9 protein-coding genes and 5 pseudogenes are annotated in these 15090 nt (G+C 65.6%); 11 read left to right on the top strand and 3 right to left on the bottom strand.

All coding sequences use genetic code 11. The annotated features are described in order from the left end of the window. Window positions 1-130: 130 nt before the first annotated feature. The 6 genes and pseudogenes from PspTeo4_RS08295 to PspTeo4_RS08275 all read left to right on the top strand — a co-directional run bounded on the left by PspTeo4_RS08295 (window position 131) and on the right by PspTeo4_RS08275 (window position 6995). Window positions 131-1313, top strand: a pseudogene (locus PspTeo4_RS08295) (acyl-CoA dehydrogenase family protein). Beyond that, window positions 1310-2332 carry a ferredoxin--NADP reductase gene (locus tag PspTeo4_RS08290; protein WP_322363206.1) on the top strand — a complete coding sequence of 341 codons (1023 nt, stop codon included), beginning with the start codon at window positions 1310-1312 and terminating at the stop codon, window positions 2330-2332. The pseudogene PspTeo4_RS08295 and the gene PspTeo4_RS08290 overlap by 4 nt, the downstream one beginning before the upstream one ends. 20 nt (window positions 2333-2352) lie before the next feature. Further along, window positions 2353-3948, top strand: coding sequence for a FadD3 family acyl-CoA ligase (locus PspTeo4_RS08285; RefSeq protein ID WP_322364818.1), 1596 nt, complete (start codon window positions 2353-2355; stop codon window positions 3946-3948). Window positions 3949-3980: 32 nt separating this feature from the next. Further along, window positions 3981-4829, top strand: a pseudogene (locus PspTeo4_RS29825) (DUF1302 domain-containing protein); the annotation flags it as partial. Continuing rightward, window positions 4757-5707, top strand: coding sequence for a DUF1302 family protein (locus tag PspTeo4_RS29820; protein WP_416196911.1), 951 nt, complete (start codon window positions 4757-4759; stop codon window positions 5705-5707). The pseudogene PspTeo4_RS29825 and the gene PspTeo4_RS29820, both read left to right, overlap by 73 nt. A gap of 82 nt (window positions 5708-5789) precedes the next feature. Further along, window positions 5790-6995, top strand: coding sequence for an NADH:flavin oxidoreductase (locus PspTeo4_RS08275; protein WP_322363205.1), 1206 nt, complete (start codon window positions 5790-5792; stop codon window positions 6993-6995). Window positions 6996-7267: 272 nt separating this feature from the next. On the opposite strand, the pseudogene PspTeo4_RS08270 reads toward PspTeo4_RS08275, so the two are convergent. Beyond that, window positions 7268-8100 (bottom strand): annotated as a pseudogene (locus PspTeo4_RS08270) (alpha/beta fold hydrolase). A gap of 230 nt (window positions 8101-8330) precedes the next feature. Between PspTeo4_RS08270 and PspTeo4_RS08265 the strand changes: the two are divergent. The 3 genes and pseudogenes from PspTeo4_RS08265 to PspTeo4_RS08255 all read left to right on the top strand — a co-directional run bounded on the left by PspTeo4_RS08265 (window position 8331) and on the right by PspTeo4_RS08255 (window position 10482). Next, the gene (locus tag PspTeo4_RS08265) at window positions 8331-9065 is read left to right on the top strand and encodes an SDR family NAD(P)-dependent oxidoreductase (RefSeq protein WP_322363204.1); all 735 of its coding nucleotides are present in this window, start codon (window positions 8331-8333) and stop codon (window positions 9063-9065) included. A gap of 14 nt (window positions 9066-9079) precedes the next feature. Beyond that, entirely contained in the window at window positions 9080-9850 is a 771-nt protein-coding gene (locus PspTeo4_RS08260; protein WP_322363203.1) for an SDR family NAD(P)-dependent oxidoreductase, read from the top strand. Continuing rightward, window positions 9850-10482 (top strand): annotated as a pseudogene (locus PspTeo4_RS08255) (nuclear transport factor 2 family protein). Before PspTeo4_RS08260 ends, PspTeo4_RS08255 begins: the two are co-directional and overlap by 1 nt. Before the next feature lie 145 nt (window positions 10483-10627). On the opposite strand, the gene PspTeo4_RS08250 reads toward PspTeo4_RS08255, so the two are convergent. Together PspTeo4_RS08250 and PspTeo4_RS08245 are read right to left on the bottom strand one after the other, a co-directional pair. Next, window positions 10628-11818 (bottom strand): acyl-CoA dehydrogenase family protein, encoded by a 1191-nt coding sequence (locus PspTeo4_RS08250; protein ID WP_322363202.1) that lies wholly within the window; start codon window positions 11816-11818, stop codon window positions 10628-10630. Further along, entirely contained in the window at window positions 11815-12975 is a 1161-nt protein-coding gene (locus PspTeo4_RS08245) for an acyl-CoA dehydrogenase family protein (protein WP_322363201.1), read from the bottom strand. The genes PspTeo4_RS08250 and PspTeo4_RS08245 overlap by 4 nt, the downstream gene beginning before the upstream one ends. A gap of 332 nt (window positions 12976-13307) precedes the next feature. On the opposite strand from PspTeo4_RS08245, the pseudogene PspTeo4_RS08240 reads away from it, so the two are divergent. Beyond that, a pseudogene (locus PspTeo4_RS08240) lies at window positions 13308-14197 on the top strand (VOC family protein). A gap of 14 nt (window positions 14198-14211) precedes the next feature. Continuing rightward, window positions 14212-15087, top strand: coding sequence for a CoA transferase subunit A (locus tag PspTeo4_RS08235; RefSeq protein ID WP_322363199.1), 876 nt, complete (start codon window positions 14212-14214; stop codon window positions 15085-15087). Window positions 15088-15090 lie beyond the last annotated feature (3 nt).

The raw sequence follows: 15090 nt of genomic DNA, 5'->3' as shown, positions 1-15090 counted from the left end.
ATCTCCTCCAGGGTCTCGCCAAGGCTACCTACCACCCCCTAGTCCGCTTTGACGATGAATCCCGCCTCGCCCAACCCGATCATCGACCTCAACTCGCGCAGTGGCGCAGCGAGATCGGGAGAGATGAGTGATGCACAGCTTGCGAGAAAAGACCCAGGAAGAACTCGAACTGATCGAACGTGCGCGGCGCCTGGTGCCGCTGCTCAAGACACGCACGGCGCAGGCCGACCGTGACCAGCGGATCCCCGACCAGACCATCGAGGAATTGCAATCGACAGGTTTGCTGCGTGCCCTGCAACCCCGCGCTTTCGGCGGTTACGAGGTCGACCCGCGAACCTTCTTTGAAATCCAGATGATCCTCGCCGAGGGCTGCATGTCCACCGCCTGGGTGTATGGCGTGATGGGTGTGCACCCCTGGCAGGTGGCGCGCTACCCGGTCGAGGCCCAGCGCGAGGTCTGGGAGCAGGACCACAATGCGCTGATCTCTTCCACCTACATGCCGTCGGCCAAGGTCACCGTGGTGCCCGGCGGCTATCGCATCAGCGGGCGTTGGGGCTTCTCCAGCGGCAGCGAGCACTGCCAATGGGTGCTGCTGGGCGGCATCCTGCCGGCCGACGGCGACTTCGCCAGCGAACACGGCACCTTCCTGCTGCCGCGCGCCGACTACCGCATCGAACACAACTGGGACGTGCTGGGCCTGCGCGGCACCGGCAGTCATGACATCGTGGTCGAAGACGCCTTCGTGCCGGCTCACCGCGTGCAGCGCACCAACAACTGGCAGATCGAAGCCACCCCGGGGCGGCTGGTGAACACCAACCCGATCTACGCGATTCCGTTTGCCCAGGTGTTTTCCCGTGCGGTATCGACCTCGGCCATCGGCGCCTTGCAAGGGGCGATCAACACTTTCCGCGAGAACGCCGCCCAACACATCGGCAAGCATGGCGCGCGCACGGCCGATGACCCAGTCGCGCAAACCGCCGTGGCCGAGGCCGTGATCACTGTCGACTGCCTGAAACTGGTGCTCGAACGCAACTACGAACACCTCATGACCCTGGCCCGTGCCGGCGAATACCCCGACACCGAGACGCGCCTGCTGTACCGCTACCAGTCCTCGTACGTCACCAACATCTGTGCCGAGCGGGTCAGCGACTTGCTGCGCAGCATGGCAGCCTCGGGCTTTACAGCACCAACCCGGTGGCACGGCTGTTCCGCGACCTGCATCAGGCGCGTGGGCATATCGCCAACAACTTCACTACGGACGCAGCTTCGGCGCGGTGCAGCTGGGCCTGCCCAACCCGGACCCATTCGTATGACCGACTACCTAGCCTTGCGCGTGGCGCGGGTGGTCGAAGAGACCGCCGATGCCCGCTCCCTGGTGTTCGACGTGCCGGAGGCGCTCAGCGAGCGCTTTCGCTACCAGCCGGGGCAGTTTTTGACCTTGCGCGTGCCGTTCGACGGCGGCTGGCTGCCACGCTGCTATTCGCTGTCGAGCACGCCGCTGCTGGATGAACCGCTGCGGGTCACCATCAAGCGGGTACGCGACGGGCGCGCCTCAAACTGGTTGTGCGAAACGCTGCAGGAGGGCCAGACCCTGGAGGTGATGCCCCCGGCTGGGGTATTCGTGCCCCGCGACCTGCAGGGCGATTTGCTGCTGTTCGGTGGCGGCAGCGGCATCACGCCGGTGCTGTCGATTCTGCGTTCGGCGCTGCTGGCCGGGCAGGGGCGCATCCTGTTGATCTACGCCAACCGCGACGAGCAGTCGGTGATTTTCCGCGATGAGCTGCGCCAGCTGGCCACGGTGCACCCGCAACGCCTGCAGGTGGTGCACTGGCTCGACTCGCTGCAGGGTATTCCGGCGGTGGGCCAGCTGGCCGAGCTGGCGCGGCCGTTCATCGATGCCCAGGCCTTCATCTGCGGGCCGGGGCCGTTCATGGATGCTGCGGTCGAGGCACTGAAGAGCCTCGGCATGCCGCCTGCGCGGGTGCATGTGGAACGCTTCGTGTCGCTGCCTGGCGAGGGCGAAGCGTTGCCGGTCACCCACAGCGACGCCGCCGTGGCCGCGCAACTGGCGGTGCGCCTGGATGGCGAGGAGCACACCCTGGCCTGCGACAGCGGCGAAACCTTGCTCGACGCCATGCAGCGCGCCGGCCTCAACCCGCCGAGTGCCTGCCGGGTAGGGGGATGCGCCTCGTGCATGTGCACCCTTGAAAGCGGGGACGTCGAGTTGCTGCACAACGATGCCCTGGATGCCGACGAACTGGCCGAAGGCTGGATCCTGGCCTGCCAGGCCGTGCCGACCAGCCCCCACCTGCGTATCCGCTTTCCGGAGTGACGCCGATGAGCGAACCCTACATGAAACAAAGCCTGAACCAGACGCCAACCCATACCAGCATTGCCCGCCTGCTGTTCGACAGCGCACAGCGCTTCGCCGGCCACACCGCCATCGAGGAAAACGGCGAACGTCTGGATTACGCCGACCTGCCCGAGCGGGCCTTGCAGGTCACCCGAGGCCTCATGGCCCTTGGAATCCAGCCAGGCGACCGGGTCGGCGTGTGGGCGCCCAACAGCCGCGAGTGGATTCTCGCCGCCTTGGGTATCCACTGTGCCGGTGCGGTGCTGGTGCCGATCAACACCCGCATGAAGGGCGTCGAGGCGGCCGATGTACTGGCCCGCAGCTGCTGCCGGGTGCTATTCGTGCAGCAGCGTTTCCTGGACGTCGACTACCCCGCGTTGCTGGCGCCCCACCGTCCCTCGACTCTGGAGCACCAGGTGGTGTTCGGTTGCGATCAGGCACTGCCTGGCCAAGACCTGAGCTACACGCAGTTCCTGGTCGGCGCCGCGACCATCGAGAAACTTACCGCCCAGCGCCGCGCCTTGTGCATCGCGCCCGAAGCGGTCTGTGACCTGCTGTTCACTTCGGGCACCACCGGCAAGCCCAAGGGCGTGATGAGTGCCCACGGCCAGAACCTTCGCGCCTTCGGCGAGTACGTGCGGGTGCTGGGCCTGGGCCCGGGTGACCGTTACCTGATCGTCAACCCGTTCTTCCACGCCTTCGGCTACAAGGCCGGCTGGCTGACCTGCCTGATCGCCGGGGCGACCATCCTGCCCCATGCCGTGTTCGATGCCGAGGTGGTGTTCCAGCGCATTGCCCGTGAGCGGGTGACCGTGTTGCCGGGTGCACCAACCTTGTACCTGTCGTTGCTGGCCCACCCACGGCTGGCCGAAACCGACCTGTCGAGCCTGCGCGTTGCCGTCACCGGCTCGGCCAGCATTCCGCCGAGCCTGATCGAGCGCATGCGCAACGAGCTGGGCTTCAGCGTGGTGACCACCGCCTACGGCCTGACCGAATGCGGCGGCCTGGCGACCTTGTGCGACCCACGGGCGTCGGCCGAGGTGATCGCCAGCACCAGTGGCCGGCCATTGCCGGGCACCGAAGTGAGTATTCGCGACCCCGACAACCAAAGCCTGCCCCAGGGCCAGACCGGGGAAATCTGCCTGCGCGGCTTCCACATCATGCAGGGCTACTTCCAGGACCCGGCCGCCACCGCCGAGGCCATCGATGCCGAGGGTTGGCTGCACACCGGTGATGTCGGGCGTCTGGATGCGGACGGCAACCTGGCCATCACCGACCGCCTGAAGGACATGTACATCGTCGGCGGTTTCAACTGTTACCCCGCCGAGATCGAGGCGGCGCTGCTGGCCCACCCGGCCATCGCCCAGGTGGCGGTGATCGGCGTGGCCGATGCGCGCATGGGGGAGGTGGGCTGCGCCTGTGTGGTGCTGCGCGACGGGCGTCAGCTTAACGAGCAGGAGCTGATCGGCTGGAGCCGTGAGCGCATGGCCAACTACAAGGTGCCGCGCCAGGTGCGGTTCTTCAGCGCGCTGCCGTTGAACCCTTCGAACAAAGTGGCCAAGAACGACCTGCGAGCGGCGGTGGCCCAGGCCTGAGAGAGCCTTGGCGGTTTCACCAAACGGACGATGTGCGCCGGTACGCGGTGTTCCAGTCTGCCTGGGCACACCGCAACAATAACAACAAAGGAGAGCAGCATGTCTATGTCGAACCGGTTGGCGCACGGGGCAGCCAAGGGTTTTGGGGGCGCAGCTGGCTGGCCGTGGCCATTGGCCTGGCCAGTGGCGCGGCCAGTGCCGGGCCAACCCTGGAGCTGGGCGAGGACACCACCCTGGAGTCGTCGTTGACGGTCAACTACACCGCCTCGATGCGCACCGCCAAGCAGGCGAACCAGTACCTCAACGACATCAACAATGACGACGGCACGCGCAACTTCAAGCGCGGCTCGCTGATCACCAACCGGGTCAGCCTGTTCGGCGAATTGCGCCTGCGCCACGACAACGTCGGCGCGGTGCTGCGCGGCAGCCATTTCTACGATGACGTCTACCACCAGCGCAACGACAACGACTCGCCGCAGACGGTGAACAAGGTTGGCCGCAGCGATGGCTTCGTCGAGGACACCCGGCGCCTGAGCGGCAGCAGGGCGCGGCTGCTGGACGCCTATGTGTATGGCAACTACCAGCTGGGCGACACCCAGTATCTGTCGCTCAAGGCCGGCCGCCACCTGGTGGCCTGGGGCGAGAGCCTGTTCTGGGCGAACATCAGCCAGGGCCAGGCCCCGGTGGACGCCACCAAGTTCAACGTGCCCGGCACCGAAGCCAAGGATGCCTACCTGCCGGTGGGGCAGGTGTCGGCGTCCTGGTCGTTGAACGAAGACCTGGCGCTGGTGGGCTTCTACCAGTACGAATGGGAGAAGACCCAGCTCAACCCGGTGGGCGACTACTTCGGCAGCGATACCTTTGGCCCGGGGGCGGAGTTCTTCCGCCTCAACGCCGGGGTGATCGAAAGCCTGCCGGACAAGAGCTTTACCGGCGTCAACTATGCCGGCGAGGTCAAACCCGGGACAGCGGCCAGTGGGGCATGGGTGTGCGCTATCGCATCACCGAAAACACCGAGGTCGGCCTGTTCCACTACCGCTACCACGAGCGGGTTGGTTCACTGTTCTTCGACTTCACCGGGCAGACCCAGTACTCGTCGAATTCGCGGGTCAGCCAGCGTTCCAACACCAGCGTTGCGCCGTCTTACCGCATGGGCTACTTCGAGGATGTCGAGCTGACCGGGGTCAGCTTCAGCTCCAAGATCGGCGATGCGGTGCAGTATGCCGGCGACCTGAGCTACCGCGACGGTGCCTCGGTCTACCTCAACAACGGTGCACCCACCACCGGGCAGATCTGGCAAGGCAACCTCAACGCCTCGTACATCCTGGGCCCGAGCTTCCTGGCTCAGCAGACCACGTTCATGGGCGAGGTGGTGCATCAGCACATCGCCGGCGTCGACACCCTGGTGGTCACTGGCGGTGGCGCCGGAGTGGACGGCCGTTTCGACGAGTTCGAGTCCGACACCCAGACCCGCGGCTCGACCCTGCTGGGCGTGGGCGCCTACATGGATTACCCGTCCATCGCCAACGGCCTGGACCTGACCACCAAGGTGGTGTGGCAGCAGAACGTCGACGGCAGCGCCTACCAGGGCCTGGGGCGCGATGAAAAACGCCTGACCGTGGGCGGCGACTTCAAGTACCTGGGCAACTTCCAGGTGGGCCTGACCTATGTGGCCTACCTCAGTTCGCCAGATGTCGCCCAGGGCCGCCTGCTGGCGGACCGCGATTACGTGTCGTTCAACGCCAAGTACACCTTCTGAGTTTCATCCCTTTCCCGGCCAAGGCCTGCCAGCGGTGGGGCTGGCCGGGTTTTTCGAACAATAATCGAGGACACGGCCTGCCATGAACCCGAACACGCCTCCATCCCCATTCAGCCCGCTGCACATCGGCCCGCTGACGCTCAAGAACCGTTTTATCAAAGCCGCCACCAACGAAGGCATGAGCACCCAGGGCGTGCCTTCTCGGCAACTGGCCCAGCTGCACGCCAACCTGGCGGCCGGCGGCGTGGCGCTGACCACCGTGGCCTACTGCGCGGTCAGCCGTGACGGGCGTACGCTGCCCAATCAACTGATTCTGGAGCGCGAGAGCCTGCCGCACTTCAAGGCCCTGACCGACGCCGTGCACCGTGAGGGCGGCCTGGCCAGCGCGCAGATCACCCACGGTGGCTGCTTCACCTTCATCCGCGAGCGCTCCACGCCACGGCCGCTGTCGGCCAGTGGCGGCTTCAACAAGATCGGCATGATGAGCGGCATGTTCCGCAAACAGGCAATGAACGAAGCCGACATGCAGCAGGTAGTGCGTGATTTCGCCCAAGGTGCGCGCCTGGCCCGGGAAGCGGGTTTCGACGCGGTGGAGATCCACATGGGCCATGGCTACTTGCTCAGCCAGTTCATTTCGCCGTTGTACAACAAGCGCCGTGACCAGTACGGCGGCAGCCTGGAAAACCGCCTGCGCTTCCCGCGACGGGTGCTGCGTGCGGTGCTCGATGCCGTGGGCAAGGACCTGGCGGTGATCTGCAAGTACAGCATCACCGAGGGCGTACGTGCCGGCAACAGTGCCGATGACGGCGCCCGGATTGCCCAGATGCTGGAGCAGGAAGGCGCCCACCTGTTGGTGCTCAGTGCCGGGATGAACGCTGAATCGATCACCACCATGTTCGGCTCGTCCTTCCCCAAGGAAAACCGCGTGCAACAGAAGAACCCGGTGATTGCCCTGGCAATGGCGATACAACGGCGCATGGACCCGGTGGTGGAGTTTCGTGAGCTGTACCTGCTGGAGCATGCGCGCAAGGTGCGGGCGGCGGTGAAGATGCCGTTGGCGTACCTGGGTGGGGCCAAGAGCCTGGCAAGCATCGAGCAGGTGATGGCCGAGGGCTTTGACCTGGTGGCCATGGGGCGGGTGTTGATTGCCGAGAGCGACTATGTGAACAAGCTGGCGCGCGGGCAAAGCCGCAATTCGATTTGTACGGCGTGCAACCGTTGCGTGGCGATGATGTATACGCCTGGGGCACATCCTGTGTGCTGGGACGGCCGGGAGATGCAGCGTTGAACAGCCAGCCGGCTGGGGTGAGCTGGGCATTGGGTTGGCTGTGCTGGCCCTATCGCCGGCAAGCCGGCTCCCACATGGACCGCGCCGACCTCGAAATCATCGCTGTACCTGTGGGAGGGAGCTGGGCTTTTTGGGTTGGTTGTGATTATCGCTGTACCTGTGGGAGCTGGCTTGCCAGCGATGAGGCCGGTACAGGCAATACAAGACAGTCACTCCCACAGGGGTAACCCTGCCACTGTGGGAGCGGGTTTACCCGCGAAGAGGCCTGGTGCTCAACCGTGCTGCAGGAAATCCAGGCAGCTGCGGTTGAACAATTCACGGTGTTCCACCTGCACCCAATGCCCGCAGCGGTTGAGCACGATGAACCGCGCCTGGCGGGCGCCGTCGATGATGTACTGGGCGCCGCTCACCGGGTTGAAGTGGTCATCGCTGCCCCAGAAACCGAAAATCGGGCACTCGATCTCACCCAGCCGCGCGCGCATGTTCGGCACCATCATGGTGCTGAACAGGTTCTTCGGTTGCGTCACCGCTACCGCCACCCGCTCCAGCAGCAGCTCCTCCGGCAGGATCGAGTCATCGAACAGCTGCAGGCGCATCATGCTGCGCATTTCTTCAAGGCCAATGGGGCCGGCGTTGAACAGGCTGACCATGCGCACGATGCCAGGCATCTGGAAGTAGGTTTCGCGCTCTTCGACGCCGCCGGGTGCCAGCAGCACCAGGCGCTCCGGCAGTTGCGGGTATTTCAGCGCCAGGCCCAGGGCAATCGCGCCACCCAGCGAGTTGCCCAGGATAGTGCAGCGGGTGACGCCAATCTGGGCGAGCAGGGCCGCGACGCATTCGACGAAGAAGTCCAGTTCGTAGCGCACATCGTCGGGCTTGTCCGAGCGGCCAAACCCCGGCAGGTCGAGCAGGATGTTGCGGTAACCGGCCGCCGCCAGCACCGGGTAGTTGCCCTTGAAGTTGCTGAAGCCGCTGGCGCCAGGCCGCTGCCGTGCAGCCACAGCACCACCGGGCCGCTGCCTTCGTCCAGGTAGTGCAGGCGCAGGCCGTTGGGCAGGGTCGCGTAGTGCCCGGTGGGCAAGGGCAGGTCGACAGGTTGATTCATGCTGGTTCTCCACAGTAGGCAGGATCGAAGGCTGCATGCCGGGCAGGCCATCACGCCGCCTGAAGGGGAAAGCCAGGCCGGCCCGGCACACGCCAGTGGATCCTGTGCGGTGCGGGCGAACCTCACATCGTCCATTCAGACCAGGGGCGTTAGTCCTATCGGACGATGTTCGCCACCGGCTGGCGGCCAATGATGGTGCGTACTCACGGGTTTCAACCAAGGAGAACGCAATGAAACTGCAGAACAAAGTGGCTTTCGTTACCGGTGCCGGGCAAGGCATGGGCCAGGCCATCGTGCGCCGCTTCGTCGCCGAGGGCGCGAAGGTGGTGGCGGTGGATCTCAACCAGGCCGTGTTGGCCGCAGGGCTGGATGATTTGGGCGAGCAGGTGCTGGCGCTGGGCTGCAACGTGGCCGACGCGGCGTCCGTGGCCGATGCCATGGGGCAGGTCGAGGCGCGCTTCGGCGGCCTCGATATCGTGGTCAACAATGCCGGCGTCGGTGCGCTCGACAGCTTCCTGGAAACGCCCGACGACAGCTGGGCGCGGGTGCTTGGCGTGAACCTGGGCGGCACCTTCCTGTGCTGCCGCGAAGGCGCCAAGTTGATGGTCAAGGGCAAGCGCCAGGGCGTGCTGATCAATCTGTCGAGCACCGCCGCGCTGACCGGTGAGGGGCCGAGCCACTACTGCGCGTCGAAAGCCGCGGTGATGGGCCTGACCCGCTCGATCGCCCGCGAGCTGGCCGGGCAGGGTATTCGCGTAAACACCCTGGTACCCGGCCCGACCAACACCCCGATGATGGCCGGCATCCCTGACGAACACATGCAGGCGCTGCTGAAAAACGTGCCCCTGGGGCGCATGTGCGAAACCGACGAGATCGCCCGCGTGGCTGTGTTCCTGGCCAGTGACGATGCCAGTTTCATCACCGGCCAGAACATCGCCGTCAACGGCGGCATGGCCTTCATCTGACAGGAGAACAGCTGATGAGCAAACGACTGCAGGATAAGGTCGCCTTCGTCACCGGCGCAGGTTCGGGGATTGGTGAGGCGACGGCGCTGCGTTTCGCCGAAGAGGGCGCCCTGGTGGTGCTGTGCGGGCGCCGGGCGCAGCCGCTGGAAGGGGTCAAGGAGCGGATTCTGGCCGAGGGTGGCCGCGCCGAAGTGGCGGTGGCCGATGTCAGCGACGAACAGGCCTATGTCGCCGCGCTGCAGGCCACCGCGCAGCGCCACGGCCAGCTGGACATTCTGGTGAACAATGCCATGGCCTACACCTGGGGTGGCATCGACAGCATGAGCACGGCCGACTGGCACGCCAACTTCGCGACCACCGTCGACGGCACCTTCTGGGGCACCCGCACAGCGATGCAACTGATGCAGGGCAAAGGCGGCTCGATCGTCAATATCGCCTCTATCTGCGGGCTGTTCGGCACCGCCTGGATGGCCGGCTACTCGGCGGCCAAAGCGGCGGTGATCAACTTCAGCCGGGCCGCCGCCAGTGAAGGGGCGGCGCACAACATCCGCTGCAACGTGATCATCCCGGGCGTGGTCGACACACCCGCCACCGCAGGCATGCTCAGTGATGACAAAGCCCGCGCCAACACCGAGAAGGTCATTCCCATGCGCCGGGTGGGCCTGCCCGTGGAGCTGGCCAACGCCATTCTGTTCCTCGCCAGCGACGAGGCATCCTACGTGACCGGCGCGAGCCTGGCGGTAGACGGCGGGCGGGGTTCGGACCTGTACACGGTGTTGGAATGATGAACACCGACAATGCTTCGCTGCTGCAGCGCATCGACCGCCTGGAATCGCTGGATGCGATCCGCCAGCTGGCCGGCAAGTACGCGCTGGCCCTGGACATGCGCGACATGGACGCCATGGCCAACTGCTTCGCCGAGGATGTGCGGGTGGGCCGCGACAAATACGGCCGCGCGCACCTCAAAGCATGGCTGGACGAAACCATGCGCAAGCAGTTTCACGGCACGTCCCACCACCTGGGCCAGCACATCATCGAGTTCAGCGACCCGGACCACGCCACGGGGGTGGTGTATTCGAAGAACGAGCATGAAACCGGGCCGGAGTGGGTGATCATGCAGATGCTGTACTGGGATGATTACGAGCGGATCGACGGGCGCTGGTGCTTCGTCGCCGCTTGCCCTGCTACTGGTACGCCACTGACCTGAACAAGCCGCCGATTGGCGGGCTGAAGATGCGCTGGCCGGGGCGTGAGCCTTATGCCGGCAGCTTCCATGAGTTGTTCCCGTCGTGGGATGCGTTCTGGGCCCAGCGGCCGGACAAGGATGCGTTGCCGCAGATAGCGGAGCCTGCGCCGTTGGAAGGGTTCCTGGCGGGGTTGCGGCGGGGGCGGGGACCCGAAAATTCGGGTGCGCTGAGCTCTGCGGGCCAGCAGGTCTGGCCCTATCTGCCTCAAGCCCGTGGGAGCTGGCGAAGCCTGCGATGGACTGCAAAGCAGTCCCTGTATGCAGATGCGAGGGCTGATGCCCTCGATCGCAGGCTTCGCCAGCTCCCACAGGGGCCTTAACGAACTTTCGGCTCGCGCGGCATCCCCAGCGCCCGCTCGGCAATCACATTGCGCTGAATCTCGTTGCTCCCGCCGTAAATCGTGTCCGACCTGGTAAACAGAAACAACGATTGCAACCGGCTCAGCCCGTACGGCGCCGCGTCCAGCACCTCGGCCGCATCCCCCAGCACATCCATCGCCAGCTTGCCCAGCTCGGCATGCCAGGTCGACCAGGCCAGCTTGTAGATCATCGCTTCGCGGCTCAGGCTGCCGTCCTGCGGCCCGGACAGCATGCGCAGAGAGTTGTAGCGCAACACCTTGAGCCCCGACCAGGCCTGGGCGATGCGCTGGCGAAGCAGCGGGTCGCGTGAGGCACCATTGGCCTTGGCGATGCGCACCACTTCATCCAGCTCATTCTGGAACTGCATCTGCTGGCCCAGCGTCGACACGCCGCGCTCGAAACCGAGTAGCGCCATGGCGATCTTCCAGCCATCGCCCGGCTGGCCGACCAGGTTGTCCACCGAGGTCACGGCCTGGTCGAAGAACACTTCGTTGAATTCGCTGGTGCCGGTCAGTTGCTGGATGGGCTGCACGCGGATCTGTGCCTGGGCCATCGGCACCAGCAGGAACGACAACCCCTGGTGGCCAACACTGCCCGGCTCGGTGCGGGCCAGCACGAAGCACCAGTCGGCTTCGTGGGCCAGCGAGGTCCAGACTTTCTGGCCGCTGATCAACCAGTGTTCACCCTTGGCATCGAGGCGCGCACGGGTCTGTACGTTGGCAAGGTCCGAACCTGCGCCTGGCTCGGAATAGCCCTGGCACCAGAACTCACGGCCTTCGAGAATGCCCGGCAGCAAGCGTTGGCGTTGCTGGGGCGTACCGAACGCTGCCAGCGTCGGCCCGACAAGGCCTTCGCCTATATGGCCCATGCGCCCGGGGCCGCCGGCCCTGGCGTATTCTTCGTGGAAAATCACCTGTTGGCTGATGCTCAGGCCGCGCCCGCCGTCTTCGGGTTGCCAGCCCACGCCCACCCAGCCACCCGCGGCCAGCTCCCGCTCCCAGGCTTTGCGCTCTGCCGGGAAACTGTGCTCATCGCCTGGGCCACCGCGAAAGCGCAGGGGCGCGAATTCGCCCTGCAGATGGGCCGCCAGCCAGCTGGCGATTTCCTGGCGGAAGGCTTCGTCCGCACTGCTGAACCCGATTTTCATGCCTGTTCTCCGAACACATGCGCCGCCAGGCGCTCACGATGCCATGCCGGGGTGCCGAGCAATTGTTCGCTGGCCCTGGCGCGTTTGAAATAAAGGTGGGGGTCGTATTCCCAGGTGAAGCCGACGCCGCCGTGCAGTTGGATCGACTCGGCCGCACAGTGGAAGAAGACCTCGCTGCACTGGGCCTTGGCAGTGGCCGTGGCGGCCAACAACTCGCTGCGCACGGCCGGGTCGCCTTGCGGGGCGAGGTACTCGCGGGCTACGCAGGCGGCGTACCACACTGCCGAGCGTGCGCACTCGACCTGCAGCATCATGTCGGCGCAGCGGTGCTTGATGGCCTGGAAACTGGCGATCGGGCGGCCGAACTGGCGTCGCTCATTGATGTAGGCCAGGGTCAGGTCCAGTGCCTGCTGCGCACCGCCAAGCTGCTCGGCGGCCAGGCCGATGGCGGCGATGCGCTGGGCATCACGCAGCAACGGCCAGCCCTGGCCGACCGTGCAAAGCAGTTGCGCTTCGCTGGCTTGCACGTGGCGCAGTTCGATGCGCGCCAGGCGGCGGGTCTGGTCGAGGGTCGGCAGGGCGGTGCGAAGCAGGCCTGGTGTGTCGGCTGGCAGGGCGAACAGGCTGATGCCTTGTTCACCCTCGCTGCCGGGGCTGCGTGCGGCCACCAGCAACAGGTCGGCTTGCGCGCCATCGATCACTTGAGCGTGGGCGCCGCTCAGCAGGAAACCGTTGGCGTGGGCTTCGGCCTGAATGCCTATCTGCTCAGGCTCGAGGGTACAGGCGAGGGTGGCGTTGATTTCGCCGCTGCCGATTGCGCCCAGCCAGTGTTCCTTTAATGCAGGGTTATCGGCCAGCAACAGGGCCGGGGTGGCCAGGCAGGTGGTGGCGAACAGGGGCGAGCCAAGCAGAAAACGCCCGCACTGCTCCAGCAGCACGGCCAGCTCGACAAAGCCAAGGCCCATGCCGCCGTGGGCCTCGGGGACCATCAGCGCAGGCCAGAACAATTCCTGGCCGATACGCCGACTCAGCTCGGGGTCGTACTCATCGGCACGGCTCATGGACGCGCGTACCGCGTGGGTGTCGCTGGCCTGGGCAAGAAAGCGCTCGGCGCTGTCGCGGATCATCAACTGTTCTTCGGTGAAGGTGAATTCCATGGAGGCGTCTCGGTGCTGGGCGAAAGGGAGCCCGCGTGTAGGTCGGGGCTGCTTTGCAGCCCATCGCAGGCTTTGCCAGCTCCCACAGGAAAACAACTGCGGCGTGGTGTCGGTGGGAGCTGGCGAAGCCTGCGATGGGCCGCGCCGCGGCCCCTCTACAGACGGCACAACGAGCATAGGGAGCAGAGTCTTTTCGGCGAATCATTGAAACGGACTAGGCCACCCGCCCGCAGCGGCCCACAAGGTGCGTAGTCTCAACGGACGATGAGCCCCGCCACCGCGCTTTGCACAATGTTCCCCAGGCAACGATTTGAGCCAGGAGGAACACCGGCATGATCGACATACGCGGCTTGAGCTACTTCGTCTCGCAGATCGAGAACCTCAGCCAGTGGCAACGCTACGCCGAAGATGTGCTCGGCATGCAGGTACAGCCAGCACCCGGCGGCGGCCTGTACGTGAAGATGGACGAGCGCCCGTTCCGCATGCTGGTCGTCGAGGGCGATTCGCCTCGCTACCTGGCCAGCGGCTGGGAGCTGGCCTCGGAGCAGGCGTTCAACCAGGCGTTGGAACACCTTGAAAGCCGTGGCGTGCACTGGCAGGTCGGCACTGCCGACGCCATCGAGCAGCGTGGCGTGCAGGCGCTGGTGACGGTGACCGACCCGTCCGGCAACCAGCATGAGCTGAGCTGGGGCACCGCTCCGACTGTCTGCCGTTCGTGTCGCCCCAGGGGGTACCGCGCTTCATCACCGGGGACATGGGGCTTGGCCATACCGTGCTGCCCGCACCGGACTTCGACGCGACGCTGGCCTTCGCCAAGGACGTGCTCGGCTTTGGCCTGTCGGACATCTTCAACTTCCGTCCCGACCCGGCGGCGCCGCCCGTGCGCATTCACTTCCTGCACTGCCGCAATGCCCGTCACCACAGCCTGGCCCTGGCCGAGTACCCGGTGCCATCGGGCTGCGTGCACGTGATGGTGGAGGTCGACTCGATGACCGAGGTCGGCCGCGCCCATGACCGTCTGCAAGCCCATGGCGGGCAGCTGTCGGCCACCCTGGGCCAGCACCTGAACGACCGCATGACCAGTTTCTACATGAAGACGCCGTCCGGCTTTGACCTGGAATACGGCTTTGGCGGGTTGCAGGTCGACTGGGCCGAGCACTCGGCGTTCGAGTTCACCCGCGTGAGCATTTGGGGCCACGACTTCTCCGTCGGCCGCCAGTAAGGAGCAACTAGCACATGAACAAACAACTGACAGCAGCCGACGCGGTCGCCCAGTTGCGCGACGGCATGACCATCGGCTTCGGTGGCTGGGGCCCGCGGCGCAAGCCGATGGCGATCGTCCGCGAGATATTGCGCTCGCCAGTCAAGGACCTGACCGTGGTGGCCTATGGCGGCCCGGAGGTGGGCATGCTGTGCGCCGCCGGCAAGGTGCGCAAACTGGTGTTCGGTTTCGCCACGCTCGACGCCATCCCCCTCGAACCCTACTACCGCAAGGCACGTGAGGCCGGCGAGCTGGAGCTGATGGAACTCGACGAGGGCATGTTCCAGTGGGGCCTGCGGGCCGCCGGCATGCGCTTGCCGTTCCTGCCGACCCGCTGTGGCCTGGCCACCGATGTGACGCGATTGAACCCTTCGCTGAAGACCGTGCGTTCACCTTATGACGACGGCGAGGTGCTGCTGGCGATGCCGGCGCTGAACCTGGATGTGGCGTTCCTGCACGTCAACGTCGCCGACCGCCTGGGCAACTGCCTGGTGACCGGCCCGGACCCGTACTTCGACCACCTGTTCGCCCGTGCCGCCCAGCAGTGCTTCGTCTCGTGCGAACGGCTGGAAGAGCGCCTGTCGCTGGATGCCGACCAGGCCCGCTTCAACACCTTCGAGCGTTACCTGGTGACGGGTGTTGTGCACGCGCCGCTGGGCGCTCACCCGACCTCGTGCCCGTCGGACTACGGCTGGGACCTGGAACACCTCAAGCGCTACGTCGCCAGCAGCCAGGAAGAGAACGGCTGGCAACAGTATTTCGAGGCCTGCGTGGCCGGCGGCGAGCAGGCCTATCAAGCGCAAAACGGCGGTGCCGCGCGCATGGGCGCCTTGCCTTTACCCGTGTTCTGAGGA

This window comes from Pseudomonas sp. Teo4 (genome assembly GCF_034387475.1).
Classification (GTDB): domain Bacteria; phylum Pseudomonadota; class Gammaproteobacteria; order Pseudomonadales; family Pseudomonadaceae; genus Aquipseudomonas.
This window is presented reverse-complemented; position numbering and strand designations above follow the sequence as displayed.